This is a genomic window from Streptomyces sp. TLI_105, from assembly GCF_900105415.1.
GTDB lineage: Bacteria > Actinomycetota > Actinomycetes > Streptomycetales > Streptomycetaceae > Streptomyces.
In genome coordinates, this window is sequence record NZ_FNSM01000001.1 from 4,825,927 (window position 1) to 4,848,538 (window position 22,612).

Annotated in this window: 23 protein-coding genes and 1 tRNA gene; 15 read left to right on the top strand and 9 right to left on the bottom strand. The window is 72.3% G+C overall.

What is annotated here, in order from left to right:
* Positions 1–73 precede the first annotated feature (73 nt).
* The 6 genes from BLW86_RS22135 to BLW86_RS22160 are packed head-to-tail and all read left to right on the top strand — an operon-like array spanning position 74 to position 5,474.
* The gene (locus BLW86_RS22135; RefSeq protein WP_093875646.1) at positions 74–1,225 is read left to right on the top strand and encodes an MFS transporter; all 1,152 of its coding nucleotides are present in this window, start codon (positions 74–76) and stop codon (positions 1,223–1,225) included.
* Complete coding sequence (locus BLW86_RS22140) at positions 1,222–3,546, top strand: molybdopterin oxidoreductase family protein (RefSeq protein WP_093875647.1); 2,325 nt, start codon at positions 1,222–1,224, stop codon at positions 3,544–3,546. The genes BLW86_RS22135 and BLW86_RS22140 overlap by 4 nt, the downstream gene beginning before the upstream one ends.
* Positions 3,547–3,553: 7 nt before the next feature.
* Positions 3,554–4,153 carry a 4Fe-4S dicluster domain-containing protein gene (locus BLW86_RS22145; protein WP_093875648.1) on the top strand — a complete coding sequence of 200 codons (600 nt, stop codon included), beginning with the start codon at positions 3,554–3,556 and terminating at the stop codon, positions 4,151–4,153.
* Positions 4,150–4,803, top strand: a complete 654-nt coding sequence (locus tag BLW86_RS22150) for a QcrA and Rieske domain-containing protein (protein ID WP_093875649.1) — start codon at positions 4,150–4,152, stop codon at positions 4,801–4,803. The genes BLW86_RS22145 and BLW86_RS22150 overlap by 4 nt, the downstream gene beginning before the upstream one ends.
* Entirely contained in the window at positions 4,800–5,219 is a 420-nt protein-coding gene (locus tag BLW86_RS22155; RefSeq protein WP_093875650.1) for a hypothetical protein, read from the top strand. The genes BLW86_RS22150 and BLW86_RS22155 overlap by 4 nt, the downstream gene beginning before the upstream one ends.
* A 42-nt stretch (positions 5,220–5,261) precedes the next feature.
* A complete protein-coding gene (locus tag BLW86_RS22160) occupies positions 5,262–5,474 on the top strand; it encodes a hypothetical protein (protein ID WP_093875651.1) in 213 nt (70 codons plus the stop codon).
* 19 nt (positions 5,475–5,493) lie between these two features.
* Here the strand turns inward: BLW86_RS22160 and mscL are convergent, their stop codons facing one another.
* The 6 genes from mscL to BLW86_RS22190 all read right to left on the bottom strand — a co-directional run bounded on the left by mscL (position 5,494) and on the right by BLW86_RS22190 (position 11,299).
* Positions 5,494–6,015 carry a large conductance mechanosensitive channel protein MscL gene (gene mscL / locus BLW86_RS22165; protein WP_256341390.1) on the bottom strand — a complete coding sequence of 174 codons (522 nt, stop codon included), beginning with the start codon at positions 6,013–6,015 and terminating at the stop codon, positions 5,494–5,496.
* 138 nt (positions 6,016–6,153) lie between these two features.
* Positions 6,154–6,675, bottom strand: coding sequence for a hypothetical protein (locus BLW86_RS22170; RefSeq protein WP_093875653.1), 522 nt, complete (start codon positions 6,673–6,675; stop codon positions 6,154–6,156).
* Between the two features lie 189 nt (positions 6,676–6,864).
* Complete coding sequence (locus BLW86_RS22175; protein ID WP_093875654.1) at positions 6,865–7,710, bottom strand: S-methyl-5'-thioadenosine phosphorylase; 846 nt, start codon at positions 7,708–7,710, stop codon at positions 6,865–6,867.
* Positions 7,711–7,790: 80 nt separating this feature from the next.
* Positions 7,791–8,129, bottom strand: a complete 339-nt coding sequence (locus BLW86_RS22180) for an FmdB family zinc ribbon protein (RefSeq protein ID WP_093875655.1) — start codon at positions 8,127–8,129, stop codon at positions 7,791–7,793.
* A gap of 68 nt (positions 8,130–8,197) precedes the next feature.
* Entirely contained in the window at positions 8,198–9,478 is a 1,281-nt protein-coding gene (locus BLW86_RS22185; protein WP_093875656.1) for an MFS transporter, read from the bottom strand.
* 258 nt (positions 9,479–9,736) lie between these two features.
* On the bottom strand, positions 9,737–11,299 hold the full coding sequence (locus tag BLW86_RS22190) for a potassium/proton antiporter (protein ID WP_093875657.1): 1,563 nt from the start codon (positions 11,297–11,299) through the stop codon (positions 9,737–9,739).
* A 214-nt stretch (positions 11,300–11,513) separates the two neighbouring features.
* Here BLW86_RS22190 and BLW86_RS22195 point away from each other — a divergent pair, with 214 nt between their 5' ends.
* The gene (locus BLW86_RS22195) at positions 11,514–14,258 is read left to right on the top strand and encodes a penicillin acylase family protein (protein WP_093875658.1); all 2,745 of its coding nucleotides are present in this window, start codon (positions 11,514–11,516) and stop codon (positions 14,256–14,258) included.
* Here BLW86_RS22195 and BLW86_RS22200 read toward each other — a convergent pair whose 3' ends face one another.
* The gene (locus BLW86_RS22200) at positions 14,259–14,852 is read right to left on the bottom strand and encodes a 5-formyltetrahydrofolate cyclo-ligase (protein ID WP_093875659.1); all 594 of its coding nucleotides are present in this window, start codon (positions 14,850–14,852) and stop codon (positions 14,259–14,261) included.
* Between the two features lie 104 nt (positions 14,853–14,956).
* Between BLW86_RS22200 and galU the strand changes: the two genes are divergently transcribed.
* From galU to BLW86_RS22235, 7 genes are all read left to right on the top strand, one after another.
* On the top strand, positions 14,957–15,868 hold the full coding sequence (gene galU / locus BLW86_RS22205; RefSeq protein WP_093875660.1) for a UTP--glucose-1-phosphate uridylyltransferase GalU: 912 nt from the start codon (positions 14,957–14,959) through the stop codon (positions 15,866–15,868).
* A gap of 4 nt (positions 15,869–15,872) precedes the next feature.
* Positions 15,873–17,240, top strand: coding sequence for a molybdotransferase-like divisome protein Glp (gene glp / locus BLW86_RS22210; RefSeq protein ID WP_371129560.1), 1,368 nt, complete (start codon positions 15,873–15,875; stop codon positions 17,238–17,240).
* A gap of 59 nt (positions 17,241–17,299) precedes the next feature.
* Positions 17,300–17,785, top strand: a complete 486-nt coding sequence (gene moaC / locus BLW86_RS22215) for a cyclic pyranopterin monophosphate synthase MoaC (RefSeq protein ID WP_030690225.1) — start codon at positions 17,300–17,302, stop codon at positions 17,783–17,785.
* Positions 17,786–17,877: 92 nt separating this feature from the next.
* A complete protein-coding gene (locus BLW86_RS22220) occupies positions 17,878–18,348 on the top strand; it encodes a MogA/MoaB family molybdenum cofactor biosynthesis protein (protein ID WP_093878803.1) in 471 nt (156 codons plus the stop codon).
* 14 nt (positions 18,349–18,362) lie between these two features.
* On the top strand, positions 18,363–18,956 hold the full coding sequence (locus tag BLW86_RS22225; RefSeq protein WP_093878802.1) for a GNAT family N-acetyltransferase: 594 nt from the start codon (positions 18,363–18,365) through the stop codon (positions 18,954–18,956).
* A gap of 136 nt (positions 18,957–19,092) precedes the next feature.
* On the top strand, positions 19,093–20,127 hold the full coding sequence (gene glpR / locus BLW86_RS22230; protein ID WP_093875661.1) for a divisome protein SepX/GlpR: 1,035 nt from the start codon (positions 19,093–19,095) through the stop codon (positions 20,125–20,127).
* Positions 20,128–20,222: 95 nt separating this feature from the next.
* Positions 20,223–20,296 (top strand) — tRNA-Ala (locus BLW86_RS22235).
* A 103-nt stretch (positions 20,297–20,399) separates the two neighbouring features.
* Here the strand turns inward: BLW86_RS22235 and BLW86_RS22240 are convergent.
* Complete coding sequence (locus BLW86_RS22240) at positions 20,400–20,879, bottom strand: GNAT family N-acetyltransferase (RefSeq protein ID WP_093875662.1); 480 nt, start codon at positions 20,877–20,879, stop codon at positions 20,400–20,402.
* A gap of 50 nt (positions 20,880–20,929) precedes the next feature.
* On the opposite strand from BLW86_RS22240, the gene BLW86_RS22245 reads away from it, so the two are divergent.
* On the top strand, positions 20,930–21,733 hold the full coding sequence (locus BLW86_RS22245; protein ID WP_093875663.1) for an exodeoxyribonuclease III: 804 nt from the start codon (positions 20,930–20,932) through the stop codon (positions 21,731–21,733).
* Positions 21,734–21,885: 152 nt separating this feature from the next.
* Here BLW86_RS22245 and BLW86_RS22250 read toward each other — a convergent pair whose 3' ends face one another.
* The gene (locus tag BLW86_RS22250) at positions 21,886–22,506 is read right to left on the bottom strand and encodes a MerR family transcriptional regulator (protein ID WP_093878804.1); all 621 of its coding nucleotides are present in this window, start codon (positions 22,504–22,506) and stop codon (positions 21,886–21,888) included.
* Positions 22,507–22,612: the final 106 nt, after the last annotated feature.

The following is a 22,612-nucleotide window of genomic DNA, read 5'->3' on the forward strand; positions in this document are numbered from 1 at the left end:
CGTCCGGCCGGCTCATCACCCCCGGGGCGGTCAAAACAGGGCTAAGCGGGTCATACGGTTTTACCGTGGCCGCGTGACCGAGCCACCGAAGACAGCCGAGCCGACCTCCGCGTCCGGCTCCGCCCTCGCTCCCGCCCCGGGCCCCGCACCCGGCGCCACGGCGGCCGACGGCCCCGCGCCCCGGACCCCGGCCGCCGTGCGCCGCCGCGCCGCCCTCGCCGGCGCCGCCGTCTCCGCCCTGCTGATCCTCGCGGTCGTCTTCGGCAGCCGCCTGCTCCGCGACTTCGACTCGGCCCTCCTGCCCTACGCCGTGGCCACCGTCTTCCTCGCCTTCGGCGTCGCCTACCGCTACACGGTCTGGATCTCCGCGCCCGGCGCCCGCCGCCTCTTCCGGCAGGGCCGGCGCTCCTTCTTCTCCGCCGCGAACTTCCGCAGGGCGCCCACCGCCCTGCCGAAGATGATCGCCACCTACCTCGGCTTCCAGAAGTTCCTCGGCGCCCGCTCCCACGCCCGCTGGGCCGCCCACCAGCTCGTCTTCTGGGGCTGCCTGCTGGCGGCGGCGATCACCTTCCCACTCACCTGGGGATGGTTCACCTTCACCTCCGCCACCGGCTCGGGCCCCGGCTACGAGATGCGGATCTGGGGCTTCGGGATCATCGGATTCGACGCCCTCGGCGTGCTCGGCCGGCTCATGTTCCACGGCCTCGACGTCGCCGCCGTCCTCGTCATCGCCGGCGCCGCCTACTTCCTCTGGCGCCGCATGAAGGACCGGGGCGCCGTCACCGGCCAGCGCTTCGCCTACGACCTGGTGCCGCTGATCGCCCTCGTCGTCGTCTCGGTGACCGGACTGCTGCTGACCTTCTCGTCGATCTTCCTGCACGGCGGCGGCTACGAGTTCCTCGCCGTCCTCCACATGGTGTCCGTCGTCTTCACCCTGATCTACATCCCCTTCGGGAAGTTCTTCCACATCGTCCAGCGGCCCGCCGCCGTCGGCATGCAGCTCTTCAAGTACACCTCCCGCCGCGAGGACGAGGCCGACGGCGAGGTCCTCGCCTGCCGCCGCTGCCAGGAGCCCATCGACACCGCCCCGTACGTGGCGAACCTGCGGGGCACCATGCGCGACCTCGACCTCGGCTTCGACGAGTGGGCCGAGTACTGCCCCCGCTGCAAGCGGGTCCTGCGCGGCACCGCCTACCTCGACCACGTGAAGAAGGGCTTCAAGTGACCGCGACCGACCCCGCGACCACCCCCGGCCGGCCGCTGCCGCTCGACCCCTCCCTCGCCCCGCCCGGCACCCGCCAGTTCCGCGACGCCGGAGGCATCCCCGCCGACCGCTGGCACGCCGACCAGAACGACGAGACCCTCGTCCCCACCCACTGCTGCTTCTGCGGCGTCCAGTGCGGCATGTACCTCCGTGTCGACCGCCACGGCAAGGTCTTCGGCGTCGAACCCCGCAACCACGACATCAACCGGATGCGGCTCTGCCCCAAGGGCATCAACGCCTACCAGCAGGTCAACCACCCCGACCGGCTCACCGCGCCCCTCCTGCGCCGCAGTCGCGACGAGGAGTTCCGCGAGGTCAGCTGGGAGGAGGCCCTCGACCACACCGTCGCCGAGATCCGCCGCATCCAGGGCGAGTACGGCAACGACTCCTTCGGGCTCCTCGGCGGCGCCAGCCTCTTCTCCGAGAAGACCTACCTCGTCGGCAAGTTCGCCCGTGTCGCCCTCAAGTCCCGGCACGTCGACTACAACGGCCGCCTCTGCATGGTCTCCGCCGCCGGAGCCAACAAGCTCGCCTTCGGCATCGACCGCGCGGGCAACCCCTTCTCCGACATCCTCCTCACCGACTGCCTCCTCATCGCCGGCTCCAACGTCGGCGAATGCTTCCCCGTCATGACCCAGTACCTGTGGGGAGCCCGCGACCGGGGCGCCACCCTCATCGTCGTCGACCCCCGCGAGACGGCGATCGCCCGCACCGCCGACGTCCACGTCGCCCTCCGGCCCGGCACCGACTCGGCCTTCTTCAACGCCGTCCTGCACGTCGTCGCCGCCGAGGGCCTCACCGACGAGGCCTACCTCGCCGCCCACGCCACCGGCTGGGACGAGGTCAAGCGGACCGTCGCAGACCACCCGCCCGCCCGCGCGGCCGAGATCTGCGGCGTCCCCGAGGAACAGATCGTCCGGGTCGCCCGCATGTTCGCCGGCGCCGGCAAGGCCATGGCCTGGCACGCCCGCGGCGTCGAGCACCACTCCCAGGGCGTCGAGAACTGCCTCAGCATCATCAACCTGTGCGTCGCCACCGGGAACATCGGCAGGCCCGGCGCCGGTTACGGCACCATCACCGGCCAGGGCAACGGCCAGGGCGGCCGCGAACACGGCCAGAAGTCCGACCTCCTCCCCGGCGGCCGCTCCATCACCAACCCCGAGCACCGCCGCCAGATCTGCGAGATCTGGGGCATCGACGAGGCCGAACTCCCGCCCGCCGGCACCTCCATGATGGAGATGGTCTGGCAGATGCAGCGGAAGGAGATCCGCGGCCTCGTCGGCATCTGCAACAACCCCTTCGTCTCCCTGCCGAACTACGCCACCGTCAAGGACGGCTACGACACCCTCGAGTTCCACGCCCAGTTCGACTTCTTCCTCTCCGAGACCGCCGCCAACGCCCATGTGGTCTTCCCCGTCACCGTGTGGGCCGAGGACGAGGGCGTCATGGCCAATGCCGAGGCTCGGGTCGTCAAGCACAACAAGGCCCAGGAACCACCGGCCGGCGTCCGCACCGACACCTGGGTCATCTGCGAACTGGCCGAACGGCTCGGCGCCGGCGACAAGTTCGCCTTCCCCGACTCCCGCTCCGTCTTCGAGGAGCTCCGCGTCGCCTCCGCCGGAACCGTCAACGACTACTACGGCATCACGTACGAGCGCCTGGAGGAGACCGGGGGCATCGCCTGGCCCTGCCCGACCACCGAGCACCCCGGCACCCCGCGGCTCTTCGAGGACGGCCGCACCTACCACCCCGACGGAAAGATCCACATGCAGGCCGTCGCATGGCACCCGCCCGTGGACCCGTACAGCGAGGAGTACCCCCTCTCGCTCACCACCGGCCGCACCGTCGCCCACTTCCTCTCCGGCAACCAGACCCGCCGCCTCGGCGCCCTCGTCGAACAGACCCCCCGCCCCTGGGTCGAGGTCCACCCCTCGCACGGCTTCCGCAACGGCGACCCCGTCCGCGTCGTCACCCGCCGCGGCAGCGAGGTCTTCCCCGCCCTCGTCACCGAGGCCATCCGCCCCGACACCGTCTTCGTGCCGTACCACTGGCCCGTCCCCACGGCGGCGAACGCCCTCACCATCGACGCCCTCGACCCGCGCTCCAAGATCCCCGAGTACAAGGTGTGCGCCGCCCGCATCGAGGCCGCCGAACGCGTCGACGAGGTCCCCGCCCCGCCCACCGCCCCCGGCCGGCAGGCCTACCCGGAGACCCAGGTCTCCCGCACCGACCCGCTGCCCCCCACCTCCCCCCAGGGCCGCGGCACCGCGGAGAGGAGCTGACCCGCACATGATGGGCCGCACGATCTTCATCGACCCGGGCCGCTGCATCGGCTGCCAGGCCTGCGTCTCCGCCTGCCGCGAATGCGACTCGCACCGGGGAAAGTCGATGATCCACCTCGACTACCCCGACGAGGGCCGCTCCGTCGCCTCCCTCCCCACCGTCTGCATGCACTGCGAGGACCCGGTCGCCCCCTGCGCCGAGGTCTGCCCCGCCGACGCGATCCTCGTCACCGCCGACGGCGTCGTGCAGCAGGCCGACACCACCCGCTGCATCGGCTGCGCCAACTGCGTCAACGCCTGCCCGTTCGGCGTCCCCAAGATCGACCTCCAGGCGAAGCTCCAGATGAAGTGCAACCTCTGCTACGACCGCACCGCCTACGGCCTCGCCCCCATGTGCGCCACCGTCTGCCCCACCGGCGCCCTCTTCTACGGAACCCTCGACGAGCTCCGCGCCGAACGCCCCGGCGTCCAGGTCGCCGACTCCTTCACCTTCGGCACCACCACCGTCTCCACCGGAGTGGCGATGGTCGTTCCCGCCGACAAGGTCCAGTGGCCGGTGCCCGGCGGCCTCCCCGTCGTCGAGATCAATGGAAGGGAAGTCCGTTGAGCGTCACCGACCCCGAGCCGCCCGCGCCGGGCGTCCGCGCCGACGCGGCCCAGGAAGCGCTCCACGACCGGATCGCCGCCGACTCCCTCACCACCCGCCGCGACTACCTGCGGATCGTCGCCACCGTCTCCGGCGGCCTCGCCGTCGGCGGCATCGGCGTCGCCTCCGGCATCCTGCACCGGCACGGCGACAGCGAGGGCGTCCCCCCGCTCAAGAAGGTCGCCGACCGGATCGAACCGGGCGAGTCCCTCGCCTTCCGCTACCCCGGCGACGAGGACCGGGCGATCGCCGTCCGCATGGAGGACGGCACCCTCGCCGGCTACTCCGCCGTCTGCACCCACCTCGCCTGCGCCGTGCTCTGGCGCAAGGAACGGGGCAGCGAGGGCGAGCTGTACTGCCCCTGCCACGAGGGGGTCTTCGACGCCCGTACGGGAGAGGTCACCGCCGGCCCGCCCCCTCGCGGCCTGCCGAAGGTGATCCTCGTCGAGCAACCCGACGGCTCCGTCTGGGCCGTCGGCACCGCCCGCTCCGGCGAGAGCCTCCAGGAGGGCTACTGCCGCGAGCGCGGCGCGGGCGGACCCCTCTGCGCCCGGCTGGAGGACGGGGCCCCGGAGGCGCCCGGCCGGCCCGAGAGGAGTGAGCGGACATGAGCGAGAGCGCGTTCCCCGGGGACCCCGAGGCCCCGGACCCCGAGGCCCCGGATCCGGCGGCGCCCCCGCGCCCGCCGGCGTACACCCCCGGCAGCGCGCAACCACGTCTGAACCGGCCCGTGCACGAGCGCTATCCCCAGATCCGGCCCACCAGCGGCTACGGCGACCCCCGGATCCGGCACACCGGGCCGGGCCCCGGGGCGGGGACGGAACAGGAGCCGGAACGCTCCTCGAAGCTCTCGGCCCGCCTCGCGCTGGCGCTCACGGTCGTCATCGGCCAGCTGTGGGGCCTGACGATCGTGGTGGACGAGTGGATGACGGGCGACACCGGCACCGCCTGGTGGGGCGCGGGCTTCCTCGTCCTGTCGTTCCTGGTGGTCCTGGGCCTGTGGCTGATCGACCCGAAGGACCGCTGATCAGAGGGGTACGCGGCGGGCGAGCGGGCGTACCCTGAAGAGATGAGCACCGCCCCCGCCCACGGACCGCGAGACGCGAAGCGGACCGGCACCGATCCCGAGAACACTCCGAAGCCGGTACTCGTCTTCGACGATCCGCTGGACCAGCAATCCGCGGACGACACGGACCGTGGGTGGGGCGAGCGGCCTCCGGCCGGCGGCAGCGCCGCCGACCTCGCGCGCTTCCTCGACGAGAAGCCGCCGCACCACCTCTGAAACCGGCCTACCGCGCCGGTCAGGAGGTGGAGTGCGCCCCCGCGCCGCCACCGCCGGCGACGGCCGAGCCCGGGGTCGTGTTGTTCACGTGCGGGCCGCGCTGGGCGACCAGGTGGTCGCGGATCTCCTTGAGCACCTCCAGCTCGCTGACCTCCAGGGTCTCCTGGACGCCTTCCTTCGCCTTGTCGTGCGCGGCGCGCTTGGCGAGGATCTTGGCCATCGGCAGGACCATGAGGAAGTAGACGACGGCCGCGGTGATCAGGAAGCTCAGCACCGCGCTGAGGACCAGACCCCACTGGATCTGGACGCCCTGCATCTCGCCGTCGACCACCTTGCAGGTGCCCTTGAGGCAGGACGCGTAGCTCTCCAGGTCCTTGGTGCCGAAGGCGCCGACGATCGGGTTGATGATCCCCTTGACCACCGAGTTCACGATGTTCGTGAAGGCCGCACCGATGACGACCGCCACCGCCAGGTCGATCACGTTGCCACGCATCAGGAAGGCCTTGAAGCCTCCCAGCAGACTTTCCTTCTTCTCGGCCACCGAGGTGCCTTTCGTCGCGTGTGATGTCGCGGGTGATGTCGCGTGTACCGCTGTGTGTGGAGCCATTAGGCCGTGAGCGGCGCGAGGGCGTCCAATCCGTACACACGGGACGGTGACTTGACAGTGAGTCAGTGCGAATCAGCACACCGTCACCGCCAGTTGGGACGTGACACCGGCACCCGCCAGCTCCGCCGCCGTCGACCGCGGCACGGACAGGACGACGAGCGCCCCTCCGTCCGATCGAGTCTCGTCCGGTCGCGGGACCTCGGCCACCCGGGCGCCCGTGGCGACCACCCGGGCCTCGCCCTCCCCGCCCGGCGTCGGATGGGGCACGGCGATCACGTCGATCCGGTCGCCGGGCCGCAGCAGCCGTACGGTCGCGGCGTCGGCGATCCGTACCGGCGCGGACACCAGGGGCGCGGCGGCGGGCGGCCGCGCGCGGGCGGTGGCCGCCGCCCGCAGAGGCTCCTCGCGCGAAGGCCCCGGCCCCGTGGTCGCGGCGGCCAGCGCGGCCGCCGTCAGGGCCAGGAGCAGCGCCGGGGCGCGCCGGCCGCGGCGGAGCGCCCGCCGCAGCCGGTGCCGGGCGCCCCGGACCCGTAGCGGCTCGAAGGCCGACACCGTGCAGGGCGCGGGAACGGAGGAGGAGAGGACCGTCGTCATGGGGAGGCCGCCTGTCCGGTAGGAAGGAAGATCGGGACGAAGAACGCCCCCACTCTCCCGACTCCGCCCTCACCCCGCTCCGGCCTGGGGATCACCCCGCGCCTGTGGACAACTTCCCCACCCCCACGGGCGGTTTGGGCAGCCCCCGCCGGTGAGGCAGGGGTGGTTCAGGCAGCCCCCACCGACGAGTCAGGGCAGCTCGATCCCCAGGTCCCAGCCGTCGTGCGCCCGCGTGCACAGGCAGTCCCGGTCCGCCGTCGCCGGCAGGGCCCCGACCGCGTCGAAGAGCACCTCCCGCAGCCGTCCCACGTTCTCGCCGAAGACCCGCAGCACCTCGGTGTGGGAGACGCCGTCGCCGGTCTCGGCGCCCGCGTCCAGGTCGGTGACGAGCGCGAGCGAGGTGTAGCAGAGGCCCAGCTCGCGGGCGAGGACGGCCTCGGGGTGGCCGGTCATGCCGACGACGGACCAGCCGGCGGCGGCGTGCCACCGCGACTCGGCGCGGGTGGAGAAGCGGGGCCCCTCGACGACGACCATCGTGCCGCCGTCGACGGGTTCCCAGCCCCGTCCCCGGGCGGCCTTGACCGCGACCCGCCGCCCGTCCGGGCAGTAGGGGTCGGCGAAGGTCACGTGGACGACGTTCGGCACGGCCCCGTCGGCCCGCCGCTCCCCGTCGAAGTAGGTCTGGGCCCGGCTCTTCGTGCGGTCGACCAGCTGGTCGGGCACGACGAGCGTGCCGGGCCCGTACTCCTCGCGCAGTCCGCCGACGGCGCAGGGCCCGAGGACCTGGCGCACGCCCACGGAGCGCAGCGCCCAGAGGTTGGCGCGGTAGTCGATCCGGTGCGGCGGGACGGTGTGGCCGCGGCCGTGCCGGGGGAGGAAGGCGACCTGCCGGCCGGCGATCTCGCCGAGGAAGAGGGAGTCGCTGGGGCTGCCGTACGGGGTGTCGACGGACACCTCCGTGACGTCCTCCAGGAAGGAGTAGAAGCCGGAGCCGCCGATCACGCCGATGTCCGCGTACACGTCATGGTTCGCCATGCCGGTCACCCTACGCAGGGCGCGCGGAAACGCCGAGGGCCCCGTCGCACACGGCGACGGGGCCCTCGGGAAAGAGCGGGTCAGGCGGCCGAGCTTCCGGTGCTCGACGAGGACGTCGAGGAGGAGGAAGCGGTCGATGCGGCCGGCTTCGAGTCCGAGGACGTCGAGGACGACGTCGAAGAGGACGACGAGGACGACGGGGTCGAGGACTTCGACGAGGCCGGCGAGCTGCTGGACGACGAGCCGCGGCTGTCGTTCCGGTAGAAGCCGGAGCCCTTGAAGACGATGCCGACGGCCGAGAACACCTTCTTCAGGCGTCCCTGGCAGCTGGGGCACACGGTCAGGGCGTCATCGGTGAACTTCTGCACCGCCTCGAGGCCTTCGCCGCACTCGGTGCACTGGTACTGGTAGGTCGGCACTTGACTTCCTCCTGGCACTCACACTCATCGAGTGCTAACGACGATCCATACTGACGTATTCCGTGGGATCAGTCCACCGTCACCGGCACGCGGTGACCGATACCACGTGCCGCGACCCGGCTCGCCTCGCGGGGCCGCAGCCGCGAGCGCAGGGCGAGCAGCGTGGCCAGGGCGAGGGCCGTGCCCGCCATCGGCACCAGGAATCCGGTGCTCGCGCCGTGTGCGTCGGCGAGGCGGCCGGCGACCGTGACGGCCGCGGCCTGGCCGAGCGCGACGGCGCCGGTGAGCCAGGTGAAGGCCTCGGTACGGGCCGAGGCCGGGATCAGGGTCTCGACGATGGTGTAGCCGGTGATCAGGGCGGGCGCGATGCACAGGCCGACGACCAGGCCCAGGGCGCCGAGGAGCAGCACCGAGTGCGCGGTCCACAGCAGGGAGGCGGCGACGGTGAGGCCCGCGTAGCCCAGGATCAGGCGGCGGCGGGGGCCGGTCTTCCAGGCGACGGCGCCCATGGCGATGCCCGCGAGCATGTTGCCGGCGGCGAAGACGCCGTACAGCAGGCCGTTGGCGCCGGGGTTGCCGATCTCCTCGGTGAAGGCGGTGAGGGAGACCTGCATGCCGCCGAAGACGGAGCCGATGCCGAGGAAGGCGACGACGAGGACGCGGACGCCGGGGATGGAGAGCGCCGAGCGGCGGGGCTCGCCGCCGTGGTGGCCGGCCGTGGCGGCCAGGCCGTGGGCGGGCTGGGTGGCGCGCTGCGCGGCGAAGAACAGGCCGCCGACGAGGGTGAGGGCGGCCTCGGCGATCAGACCGGCGGCCGGGTGGACGCCGGTGCACAGGGCGGTGGCGAGGACGGGGCCGACGACGAAGGTGAACTCGTCCGTGACGGACTCGAAGGCGGCGGCCGTCGGCATCAGCGGGGTGCCGTCCAGCTTGGCGGCCCAGCGGGCCCGGACCATCGGCCCGACCTGGGGCACGGAGGCGCCGGCGGGGACGGCGGCCAGGAACAGAGCCCAGAGCGGGGCGCCGGCCAGGGCGAGGGCGACGAGCAGGGAGACGGCGGCGGCGTGGACGAGGACGCCGGGGACCAGGACGGCGCGCTGGCCGAAGCGGTCGGCGAGCTTGCCGCTCTGGGGGGCGAAGAGCGCCATGGAGACGCCGGTGGCGGCGGCGACCGCGCCGGCGCTGCCGAAGGAGCCGGTGGTGTGCTGCACGAGCAGGACGATGCCGATGGTCAGCATCGCGAAGGGCTGCCGTGCGGCGAAGCCGGGGAGCAGGAAGGACAGTGCGCCGGGTGTGCGCAGCAGCTGCCCGTAGCCGGGCCTCTTGTCCGTGATGACCGTGGACGCCACGGTCCTTGCCTTTCTGCCGCCTGGTAGCGCGCCCCCTGCACGGTGGTGCGGGTGTCGCCGAGAGCTGTCCTCATGCGCGTTACTGCGGTAGATACCGGGCCGGCCCCACTGCGGAGGGGCGCCACGGCCGCCATACGGTCGCGCCAGCTCTGCGTCAGGCAGAGTTGGTTCGATCAGGTGTGCCTTCATGGTACAGGGAAGAGCGTCTTCCCGCCTGGGAAAACGCTCCCGCACCCCAATTAATGCCTGGGATTAACCCTAAGTTTCCTTGCGGCGGTCGCTGCCCGGCAGGTGGAAGCGCCCCGTGACGGCCGGCGTCGAGGCCGCCGTCGCGCCGCCGGTGCCGAGCCAGCCGGCGAGCTTGCCGCCCTGGCCGACGGCCCGCAGCCGCCGCTCGGTGGTGTCCCGCACCGGGTCGGTGGCGACGACGAGCAGTTCGTCGCCGTGCCGCAGGACGGTCGCGGGCCCCGGTACGAAGCTGGTGCCCTCCCGTACGACGAGGGTGACCGCGGCCCCGGCCGGGAGGCGCAGCTCGGCGACCTCGACGCCGTGCATCCGGGAGCCCTCCGGGATGGCGACGGAGAGCAGGTGGCCGCGCAGCCGCTCCAGCGGGGCGGACTCGACGCCGAGGTCGGCGGCCTCGGCGGGGTCGCCCAGCTTGAGGGCCTTCGCCAGCCAGGGCAGCGTCGGGCCCTGGACGAGGGTGTAGACGACGACGAGGACGAAGACGATGTTGAAGATCCGCTCGCTGCCCTCGATCTTCGACACCATCGGGATGGTGGCGAGGATGATGGGGACGGCGCCGCGCAGGCCGGCCCAGGACATCAGGGCCTGCTCCTGCCAGGGGATCCGGAAGGGCAGCAGGCTGACCAGGACCTCCATGGGCCGCGCGACCACCGTCAGGACGAGGCCGATGACGACGGCGGGCCAGAAGTCGTGGACGAGCTCGTGCGGGGTGACGAGCAGGCCGAGCAGGACGAACATGCCGATCTGCGCGATCCAGCCGAGTCCCTCGGCGAAGCCGCGGTTCGCGGGCGCGTGGGGCAGCTTGGCGTTGCCGAGGATCATCGAGGCCAGGTAGACGGCGAGGAAGCCGGAGCCGTGGGCCATGGCGCCGGCGGCGTACGCGACGACGGCGATGGCCATGACGGCGATCGGGTACAGGCCGGAGGCGGGCAGGGCGACGTGCCGCAGTCCGTAGGCGCCGATGAAGCCGACGGCGAGGCCGACGGCGACGCCGATGGCGAGTTCGAGGGCTATCTCGCCGACGAGGAGGTACCAGTGGTCGACGGGTCCGGCGGTGGAGAAGGCGACGACGAGGATGACGACGGGGGCGTCGTTGAAGCCGGACTCGGCCTCCAGGACGCCGGTGACCCGTGAGGGGAGGGGCACCTTGCGCAGCACGGAGAAGACCGCGGCGGCGTCGGTGGAGGAGACGACGGCGCCGATGATCAGGGCCTGCCGCCAGTCGAGGCCGACGAGGTAGTGGGCGCCGGCGGCGGTGATGCCGACGCTGACGGCGACGCCGAGGGTGGAGAGGACGACCGCGGCGGGCAGCGCCGGCTTGATCTCCTTCCACTTCGTGCCGAGACCGCCCTCGGCGAGGATCACGACGAGGGCGGCGTAGCCGATGACCTGCGTGAGTTCCGCGTTGTCGAAGGCGACGTTGCCGATGCCGTCCTGGCCGATGGCGACGCCGATGCCCAGGTAGAGCAGCAGGCTGGGGAGCCCGCTCCGGGAGGAGATCCGCACGGCCGCGACGGCCACGAGCAGGACGAGGGAGCAGACGAGCAGGAGTTCGTTGAGCTGGTGGACAGTCAGTGGCCGTTCCTTCCCCTCACGTGCGGCTGGATCGTTCCTCCAGCGGCCGGTACTTCGTTACCTTACCTAATCTTTAACGCTTTCTTGACGCTCTCTTTGCGTCTGCTCGCTCACCAGTACGGTTCTCTTCCTGACACCGCGTCCGGGCCGTCCGGACGCTGCGCCTAAGGTTGCTCCCGTACTCCAGGACCACCCTGCCCCTCGAAGGACAGCGATGCCCTCCAACACGACCGCGCCCCCCGGCAAGAAGACCGCCAAGAAGAAAGGGCGGCGCGCCCGCCTGCTCCTCCTCGTCCTGGTCCTCGCACTGGTCGTGGGCATCGGATTCGGCGGGTACTGGGGGGTCAGCACCGTCCGGGCCTCGTTCCCGCAGACGACCGGCGAGATCCGCCTCGACAGCCTCTCCGCCGACGTCGAGGTGAAGCGGGACGCGAACGGCGTCCCGCAGATCTACGCCGACAACGAGGCGGACCTCTTCCGCGCCCAGGGCTACGTCCAGGCGCAGGACCGGTTCTACGAGATGGACGTCCGCCGGCACGTGACCGCGGGCCGGCTCTCCGAGATGTTCGGCGAGAGCCAGGTCGACACCGACGCCTTCCTGCGCACCCTCGGCTGGCGCCGCGTCGCGCAGGAGGAGTACGACAAGGTCCTGTCGCCGGAGACGAAGAAGTACCTCCAGGCGTACGCGGACGGCGTCAACGCCTATCTGAAGGACCGCGCCCCGAAGGACGTCTCCGTCGAGTACGCGGCGCTCGCCCTCACCGGCGACTACACGATCGAGCCGTGGAGCCCGGTCGACTCGGTGGCCTGGCTCAAGGCCATGGCCTGGGACCTGCGCGGCAACATGCAGGACGAGATCGACCGCTCGCTGATGACGAGCCGGCTGAGCGCGAAGCAGATCAAGCAGCTGTACCCGGAGTACCCGTACGCGCTCCACCAGCCGATCGTCGACAAGGGCGCGGTCGACGACGACGGCAGGTTCGACCCGAAGGCCGACGCGACCGAGGGCGACGGGACGACCACCGGGGACACCCCGGGGACGGGCCCCGGATCCTCCGGCGGCGTCTCCTCCCAGCTCGGCGCGCTCTCCGAGGTCCTCGACACCGTCCCCGCCCTGCTCGGCCCCAACGGCAACGGCATCGGCTCGAACTCCTGGGTCGTCTCCGGGCGGCTCACCACCTCCGGCAAGCCGCTGCTCGCCAACGACCCGCACCTCGCGCCCCAGCTGCCGTCCCTCTGGTACCAGATGGGCCTGCACTGCCGCTCGGTCTCGGCCACCTGCCGCTACGACGTCGCCGGCTACACCTTCTCCGGCATGCCCGGCGTGATCATCGGCCACAACGACAAGATCGCCTGGGGCCTCACCAACCTCGGCGCCGACGTGACCGACCTCTACCTGGAGAAGATCGGCCCCGACGGCTACCTCGTCGACGGCAAGGTCAAGCCGTTCACCAGCCGCGAGGAGACCATCAAGGTCGCCGGCGGCGGCGACCGCAAGATCACCGTCCGCTCCACCGAGCACGGACCGCTCGTCTCCGACCGCTCCTCCGAGCTGGAGACGGTCGGCCAGAAGGCCCCCGTCGGCAACGCCGCCCCCGACCGCGGCACCGGCTACGGCGTCTCCCTCCAGTGGACCGCCCTCCAGCCGGGCAGGTCGATGGACGCGATCTTCGCGATCGACCGCGCCCAGGACTTCACCACCTTCCGGGCCGCCGCCAGGAACTTCGAGGTCCCCTCCCAGAACCTGATCTACGCCGACACCGCCGGCAACATCGGCTACCAGTCGCCCGGCAAGATCCCGCAGCGCACCAAGGGCGACGGCACGCTGCCCGCGCCCGGCTGGGACTCCTCGTGGAAGTGGAAGGGGTACATCCCCTTCGAGAAGCTGCCCTACGAGTACGACCCGGAGCGCGGCTACATCGTCACCGCCAACCAGGCCGTGATCGACCAGAAGACCTACCCCGACCTGCTCACCAAGGACTGGGGCTACGGCTCGCGCAGCCAGCGGATCAACGACCTCATCGAGTCGAAGACCAAGGACGGCGGCAAGATCTCGTCGGACGACATGCGGACCATGCAGACGGACAACCGCAGCGAGATCGCGACGCTGCTCAACCCGCTGCTGCTGAAGATCGACATCTCCGACCCGTACGTCCGCGAGGCGCAGAAGCTCCTCGAGGGCTGGGACTACACCCAGGAGCCCGACTCGGCCGCCGCCGCCTACTTCAACGCGGTCTGGCGCAACGTCCTCAAGCTCGCCTTCGGCAACAAGCTGCCCAAGGAACTGCGCGCCGAGGGCGACTGCATCAACGTCCGCCCGGCCGAGGCCACCGGCCCCGTCGACGAGCAGAACAAGCTCGTCCGCGAGTGCGGCGAGCGGGACCCCGACTCCGCGCAGCCGGACGGCGGCGACCGCTGGTACGAGGTGGTCCGCCCGCTCCTCAAGCAGGAGAAGAGCGAGTGGTGGGCCACCCCCGGCAACCGGCTCGACCCGGCCACCGAGACGCGCGACCAGCTGCTCGCCCGCGCCATGAAGGACGCCCGCTGGGAGCTGACCGCCAAGCTCGGCAAGGACGTCTCCACCTGGAGCTGGGGCCGGCTGCACCAGCTGACCCTGAAGAACCAGACCCTCGGCACCGCCGGCCCCGGCGTCGTGCAGCAGCTCCTCAACCGCGGCCCGTGGAACCTGGGCGGCGGCGAGGCGGCCGTCGACGCCACCGGCTGGAACGCGGCCGGCGGCTACGAGGTCATCTGGGTCCCGTCGATGCGGATGGTCGTCAACGTCGGCGACTGGGACAAGTCCCGGTGGGTCAACCTGACCGGCGCCTCCGGCCACGCCTTCCACTCGCACTACACGGACCAGACGGACGCCTGGGCGAAGGGCGAGCTGTACGACTGGGCCTACGGCAAGACGGCGGTCGACGCGGCGGCGAAGGACACACTCACGCTGAAGCCCTGATCAGGGGCCGAAGCGGGTGACCCCCTCCGGGGTCACCACCGCGTGCACGGGGTGGTCGTGCGGTTCCTCCGGGACCCGGGCGACCACCTCGTCCGCGTAGAGGAGCACCACCAGGGCCGGATCCACGCCCGCGCGTGCGAGCCGGGCGAGGACCCGGTCGTACGAGCCGCCGCCCCGCCCCAGCCGCATCCCGCGCCCGTCGACAGCGAGACCGGGCAGCAGCACGGCGTCGGCGGCGCACACCGCCTCGGGGCCGAGCCGGGGCCCGGTCGGTTCGAGGAGGCCGCGGCCGGCCTTCGCCAGCGCCTCGCGCCCCTCGTACGCCGCCCAGTCCAGGTCGTTGTCGGGCAGCAGGACGGGGAGCAGGACCCGCACCCCGCGCGCGTGGAGGGCGTCGAGCAGCGCGCGCGTGCCCGGTTCGCGGCCCACCGACACATAGGCGGCGACGGTGGCCGCCTCGGCGAGTTCGGCCAGTTCCATGCCCTGCCGGGCGAGGGACTCGGCCGAGTCCGCGAGGAACGCGGGGGTCAGTGCGGCGCGGGCGGCCAGAAGTCGGCTGCGCAGCACGGTCTTTTCGGACAACTCGGATGTCATGACGACCTCATGTGCAGGTACGAAATTCTTGTAACTGTCTTTATGCGAAGGAAGTTAACCGAAGCCACATCTTCTTCTCATTGCGAACGACTAAGGTGCACCGCATGAATCAGTCGCTCCCCAGGCTCGGCCGGATCAGCAAGGCTGTCATCCCCGCCGCCGGTCTCGGCACCCGCTTCCTTCCGGCGACCAAGGCGACGCCGAAGGAGATGCTGCCGGTCGTCGACAAGCCGGCGATCCAGTACGTCGTCGAGGAGGCCGTCGCGGCCGGGCTCTCGGACGTTCTGATGATCACCGGCCGGAACAAGCGTCCCCTGGAGGACCACTTCGACCGGAACTACGAGCTGGAGGAAGCTCTGATCCGGAAGGGCGACGGGGAGCGCCTCTCCAAGGTCCAGGAGTCCAGCGACCTGGCCACCATGCACTACGTCCGCCAGGGCGCCCCGCGCGGCCTCGGCCACGCCGTGCTCTGCGCCGCCCCGCACGTCGGCGACCAGCCCTTCGCGGTGCTCCTCGGCGACGACCTGATCGACCCGCGCGACCCGCTGCTCGCGCGGATGGTGGAGGTCCAGGAGCGGGAGGGCGGCAGCGTCATCGCCCTGATGGAGGTCGAGCCCGCGCAGATCCACCTCTACGGCTGCGCGGCGGTCGAGGCGACCGCCGACTCGGACGTCGTGAAGGTGACGGACCTGGTCGAGAAGCCGGATCCGGGCGAGGCGCCCAGCAATTACGCGATCATCGGCCGTTATGTACTGGATCCGGCCGTTTTCGATACGCTGCGGGAGACCGAGCCGGGCCGCGGCGGCGAGATCCAGCTGACCGACGCGCTGCAGAAACTCGCCTCGGACGAGAAGATCGGCGGCCCGGTGCACGGCGTCGTGTTCAAGGGGCGCCGCTATGACACCGGTGACCGCGGGGACTATCTGCGTGCCATTGTCAGACTCGCGTGCGAACGTGAAGATCTGGGACCGGACTTCCGGGCCTGGCTCCGGAGATACGTCAGCGAGGAGATGTAGCACCTTGAGCAGCAGCGCGGCACCGTCGCCGTCCCACGGCGACCACGACGAGCACGACCACGGGCACGGCCCCGCGGACCCCTGCGCGGGCCCGGCCCGCGGCCTGTGGTCGGTGGACGAGCACCTCGCCGACATCCTCGCGACGGTCGCCCCGCTCGAACCGATCGAGCTGCAACTCCTCGACGCCCAGGGCTGCGTCCTCGTCGAGGACGTCACGGTGCCGGTCGCACTGCCCCCCTTCGACAACAGCTCCATGGACGGGTACGCGGTCCGGGTCGCCGATGTCACCGGTGCCACCGAGGAGTTCCCCGCCGTCCTCACCGTCATCGGCGACGTCGCCGCGGGCGCCGGCGGCCTGCCGGAGGTCGGCCCCGGCCAGGCCGCCCGGATCATGACCGGCGCCCCGCTGCCGCCCGGCGCCGAGGCCGTCGTCCCCGTCGAGTGGACCGACGGCGGCACGGGCGGAGGCGCGGCCACCGGCATGACCGCCGCGAGCACCGCCCCCGAGGGAGCCGGCGGAGAGGTCAGGGTCCACCGGGCCGCCGAGGCCGGCGCCCACGTCCGCAGGGCGGGCAGCGACGTACGGGCCGGGGAGCTCGCCCTGGAGGCGGGCACGGTCCTCGGGCCGCCGCAGATCGGCCTGCTCGCCGCGATCGGCCGGGGCACCGTGAAGGTCCGCCCCCGCCCCCGGGTCGTCGTCCTCTCCACCGGCAGCGAGCTCGTCCAGCCCGGCGAGCCGCTGGGCGAGGGCCAGATCCACGACTCCAACAGCTTCGCGCTCGCCGCCGCAGCGCGGGACGCCGGCGCCCTGGCCTACCGGGTGGGTGCCGTCGCCGACGACGCGGAGTCGCTGCGCGCCACCATCGAGGACCAGCTCATCCGGGCCGACCTGATCGTGACCACCGGCGGGGTGAGCGTCGGCGCGTACGACGTGGTGAAGGAGGCGCTGACCGCCGACGGGCAGGTCGACTTCCGCAAGCTGGCCATGCAGCCGGGCAAGCCGCAGGGCTTCGGCGCGATCGGCGCCGAACAGATCCCGCTGCTCGCCCTCCCGGGGAACCCGGTCTCGTCGTACGTCTCCTTCGAGCTGTTCGTGCGCCCCGCGATCCGCGCGCTGATGGGCGTCGAGGACCTGCACCGGCCCACGGTGCGGGCGGTGCTCGACGCGGAGAAGGCCCTGTCGTCCCCGGCCGGCCGCCGCCAGTTCCTGCGCGGCACGTACGACCGGGAGGCGGGCACCGTCACACCCGTGGGCGGTGCCGGTTCCCACCTGATCGCGGCCCTCGCGCACGCGGACTGCCTGCTCGTGGTCCCGGAGGAGACGGAGAGCGTGGAGCCGGGCACCGAGCTGGAAGTGGTCCTCCTCGGCTGAGGGGGCGACGCTGGGGGTACGGTGTCGTCCTTCACACAGCGACCGGGAGTGTCACGGCCATGAGCACGCAGCAAGGTCTCACCCACATCGACGAGGCGGGCGCGGCCCGCATGGTCGACGTATCGGCGAAGGACGTCACGTCCCGCACCGCCCGCGCCAGCGGCCGGGTCCTCGTCTCGCCGCGCGTGATCGAGCTGCTGCGCGGCGAGGGCGTTCCGAAGGGCGACGCGCTCGCCACCGCCCGCATCGCCGGGATCATGGGCGCCAAGAAGACCCCGGACCTCATCCCGCTCTGCCACCCGCTGGCCGTCTCGGGCGTCACGCTGGACCTGGCGGTCACGGACGAGGCCGTCGAGATCCTGGCGACGGTGAAGACCACGGACCGCACGGGCGTCGAGATGGAGGCCCTCACGGCGGTCTCGGTGGCGGCCCTGACCGTCGTCGACATGATCAAGGCGGTCGACAAGGGCGCGGTCATCTCCGACGTACGGGTGGAGGAGAAGACGGGCGGCAAGTCGGGCCACTGGACGAGGGCCGAGGCGTGACGCGCGCGGGCCGGGTGGCCGGGGCGCACGAGCACGAGCACGAGGAGCCGTCCGGCGGGCCCGAGGAGGTCCCCGCGGCGGCCTACCGCGCGCTGGTCGTCACCGCCTCCAACCGGGCGTCGGCCGGGGTGTACGAGGACAAGGGCGGTCCGCTGATCGCCGAGGGCCTGACCCGGATGCGCTTCGCCGTGGACGGCCCGCAGGTCGTCCCGGACGGGGCGCCGGTGGAGGCGGCCCTGCGCGCCGGGGTCGCCGCCGGGTACGACGTGATCGTCACCACCGGCGGCACGGGCATCTCGCCCACCGACGAGACCCCGGAGGCGACCCGTCGGGTCCTGGAGCGGGAGATCCCGGGCATCCCGGAGGCGATCCGCGCGTACGGCCGCGAGAAGGTCCCGACGGCGGCGCTCTCGCGCGGTCTGGCCGGGGTCGCGGGCGGCACGCTGATCGTGAACCTGCCGGGGTCCCCGGGCGGGGTGCGCGACGGGCTCGCCGTCCTGGAGCCGCTCCTGCGCCATGCCGTCGACCAGATCCGCGGCGGCGACCACCCGAGAACGTCGTGATCCCGTCCTGGCCGGTGGTCCTCGTCGACGGCGAGGTGCTGCTCCGACCGATAAGGATGCGCGACCAGGCGGCCTGGCGCGAGGTGAACCGGCGCAACCGCGAGTGGCTGCGGCCCTGGGAGGCGACGGTTCCGCCGGCGCCTCCGGGCGCTCCGGTCGCGCAGCGGCCCACGTTCCGTCAGATGGTGCGCCACCTGCGGTCGGAGGCGAACGCCGGCCGGATGCTGCCGTTCGTGATCGAGTACCGGGGGCGGCTCGTCGGCCAGTTGACGGTGGCCGGGATCACCTGGGGCTCGATGTGCTCGGGGCACGTGGGGTACTGGGTGGACAGCGAGGTGGCCGGGCGCGGGGTGATGCCGACGGCGGTCGCGCTCGCCGTCGACCACTGCTTCCGGGTGGTCGGGCTGCACCGCATGGAGGTGTGCATCCGCCCGGAGAACGGGCCCTCGCGCCGGGTGGTGGAGAAGCTCGGTTTCCGCGAGGAGGGCCTGCGGCCCCGTTATCTCCACATCGACGGCGCGTGGCGGGACCATCTGGTGTTCGCGCTGACGGCGGAGGAGGTGCCGGAGGGGCTCTTGAGGCGCTGGCACCACGCAAGAATGCAATAAGTGTTCGAATTTAATCGCCAGTTGGCATCAATCGATCTGAACAATCACAAAAAAGTTCAGTGATATCAGCCAGATCGTGCGACACACCGGGCCAATTGGCCGATGCGTGTTACGGAACCCCTCTACCGTGTGAGGCGTGAGCAGCAGCGGCCTCATCTACGCAGTCATCGTCGGGGCCTGGGCCGCCTACTTGGTGCCGATGTGGCTCCGCAGGCAGGACGAGCTGAACGAAGCCCGTCCGACGGAACGCTTCAGCACCGCCATCCGGCTGCTTTCCGGACGGGCGGGCATGGAGCGCCGGTACGCCAAGGAGCTCAAGGAGCGGGACCGTACGGCGGAGGGACCGACGCCCGACGTGGACCCGGACGCGGAGACCGAGCATCTGAGCTCGGTCGACGTCCGGGCCTTCTCCGCGCCCGCGGCCAGGACGGAGGCGCGCCTGGAACTCCCGGAACCCGACCCGGAACCGGCGCCCGGCCCCGCACCGGCCCGGCCCGCCCCGGGCGCCGCCGAGCGCGCCCGCCGCGGCAAGGTCCTCGCCCGGCGCCGCCGGACCACGACGCTCCTCTTCGCCGCCTTCACCCTCGGCGCGGTCGTCGCGGCCGTCGGCGGCGTCGCCTTCCTGTGGGCCCCGGCGTTCCCCGCGCTGCTCCTCAGCGCGTACATCGTGCACCTGCGGGTCCAGGAGCGGCGGCGCTTCGTGTACGTGATGGACCGGCGCCGCGCCGAAGCGGCCGCCGCCCGACTGCGCGAGAGCCGCCGCCCGGCCCCGACCCCGGAGCCGGAGGCCGACCCGGCCCCGGTGGCCCCGTCGGTCTCCCCGCAGGAGGCGGACCGGCGCGCCCTGGTCGAACAGACCGACCACGCGGAGTGGGTGGACCAGCAGCGCGAGCGCGGCCCGGCCCGCGGCGACAGCTGGGAGCCGGTCCCGGTGCCGCTCCCCACGTACGTCACCGCCCCGGTCGCCCCGCGCGCCACGAGCGGCATCGACATCACGGACCCGGAGACCTGGAGCGCGGCCCGCTCCTCCACGGCGGCCGACCCGACCCCCGCCCCGTCCCCGGCGCCCCGCCAGCGCACCGCCCAGCCCCGCCGCGGCCGTGACCACGGCCGCACCCCGCTCTTCGACCAGTACGCCGACGACGACCGCCCCCGAGCGGCCAACGAATGACCCCGGCCGGGGGCCCGTGACGACCCCCGGCTGACCTGGGGCGGAAGCGATTTTTGTTCTTCCCGATCGGGATGCTAATGTTTCACACGTCGCAAGGGCCTGTGGCGCAGTCTGGTAGCGCACCTCGTTCGCATCGAGGGGGTCTGGGGTTCAAATCCCCACAGGTCCACAGACACGGGAATCCCGTCCGATCGCAAGATCGGGCGGGATTTCTGCTGTTCCGGGGTACGGTGCGCCGGCCCGCGCCTGTTGAGCGCGGGTCAGCGGCGGCCTCAGGCCAGGGGCTTCGCGAAGCAGCGGCTGGTGGGGTAGTCGCGGTAGTGGCCGAACTTGGCGCAGGGTTCGTAGCCGCTGGAGGTGTAGAGGGCGATGGCCTCCGGCTGGGCGGTGCCCGTCTCGAGGACCATGCGGACGCGGCCGGCGGCGCGGGCGTCGGCTTCCAGGGCCGCGAGGATGCGGCGGGCCAGGCCCAGGCCGCGGGCCTCGGGTATCACGTACATGCGCTTGAGCTCGGCGTCGCCGTCCGCGTAGCCGTGGTCGTTCGCGTCCTGGGTGCGCCAGCCGCCCGTGGCGACCGGTCGGCCCTCGGGGTCGTACGCCAGGAGGTAGAGGCCGTGGGGCGGGAGGAACATGTCGGCGTCCAGCGGTGTGGCGTCGCCCTCGTCGCCGTAGCGGACGGCGTACTCGGCCTGCACCGCGGCGTCGAGTTCGACGGCGTCGGGGTGGTCATAGGGCGTGGGCCGGATGTTCATACAATGGATCGTACATGTGTGCGATCTCTGGGTGTCGGTATTCTCCCGGGATGCTCACCGTGACCTCCGTGAATGTCAATGGTCTCCGCGCCGCCGCCAAGAAGGGCTTCGTCGAGTGGCTGGCCGGCACCTCCGCCGACGCCGTCTGCCTCCAGGAGGTGCGCGCCGAGGAGGCGCAGCTGCCCGCCGAGGTGCGGACGCCCGAGGGCTGGTTCACCGTCCACGCCCCCGCCGCCGCCAAGGGCCGCGCCGGCGTCTCCCTCTACACGCGCCGCGAGCCCGACGCCGTGCGCATCGGCTTCGGGTCCGCCGAGTTCGACTCCAGCGGCCGGTACGTCGAGGCCGACCTGCCCGGCGTGACCGTCGCCAGCCTCTACCTGCCCTCCGGCGAGGTCGGCACCGACCGCCAGGACGAGAAGTACCGCTTCATGGGCGAGTTCCTGCCGTACCTGAAGGAGCTCAGGACCCGCGCCGCCGCCGACGGGCGCGAGGTGGTCGTCTGCGGCGACTGGAACATCGCCCACCGCGAGGCCGACCTCAAGAACTGGAGGGCCAACAAGAAGAACGCCGGGTTCCTCCCCGAGGAGCGCGAGTGGCTGAACCGGGTCCTCGACGAGGGCGACGGGGGCTACGTGGACGTCGTACGGGAGCTGCATCCCGAGCAGGAGGGGCCCTACTCCTGGTGGTCCTACCGCGGGCGCGCCTTCGACAACGACAGCGGCTGGCGCATCGACTACCAGATCGCCACCCCCGGACTCGCCGCCAAGGCCGTCAAGGCCCACGTCGAGCGGGCCGCGACCCATGGCGAGCGGTGGAGTGATCACGCGCCCGTGACCGCCGTCTACGAGCTGTAGGGAGATTCCGTCGATCCCCGCGGTGCCGCGGGGACGGCGGGAGCGCGCGCATCCGTGATGCCGCCGTTCGTCGACGGGCTCGATGTGTGCCGCGGGCGGTTCGGAGCGCGAGAACGCGGCACCGAGGGGCGCGGGCTCCGGCGGCGGGCGGCTCAGGGGGTCTCGCGCAGGTGTCGGTCGAGCGCCATCGACAGCTCGGCCTCCACCACGCTCTTGGCGAGCGGGCGCAGCCTGCCCAGGTCGTCCTCGGCCGTGTGGGCGCGCAGGAGTTCGGTGAAGAGCGCGGCGAGGGCGTCGGCGTGCTCGCGGACGCGGGCGCCCGCCTTGAGGACCTCGGCGAGCGGGACGCCCTCCCGGACCAGGGCGGCGGAGACGTCGAGCAGTCGGCGGCTGATGTGGATGATCTCCTCGCCGTCGGTGACGAGGTAGCCGAGGTCGAGCGCGGCGGCGAGGTTCTCGGCGGTGACCTCGCCGGCGAAGTGGTCGGCGAGCTCCTCGGGGGTGAGGCGGACCGGCTCCTCCTCGGAGGGGGCGGGGAGGGCGAGGACCTCGCGGACGCCCCGGCCGCTCTCGAAGGCGGTGGTGAGGTCGGCGATGCCGTTGAGGGTGTGGCCGCGCTCCAGGAGGGCGGCGATGGTGCGCAGTCGGGCCAGGTGGTTGTCGTCGTACCAGGCGATCCGGCCCTCGCGGCGGGGCGGCGGGATCAGTCCGCGCTCGCGGTAGAAGCGCAGGGTCCGCACGGTGATGCCGGCGGCGGCGGCGAGCTCGTCCATGCGGTACTCGCGGGGCGCGGGTGCGCCGTCGCCCGCGCCGCCGTTCGCCGGCTCGTGCGGGTCGTCCTGTGCGCCCGTCTCGGGACGTGATCCTTCTGCCACAGCC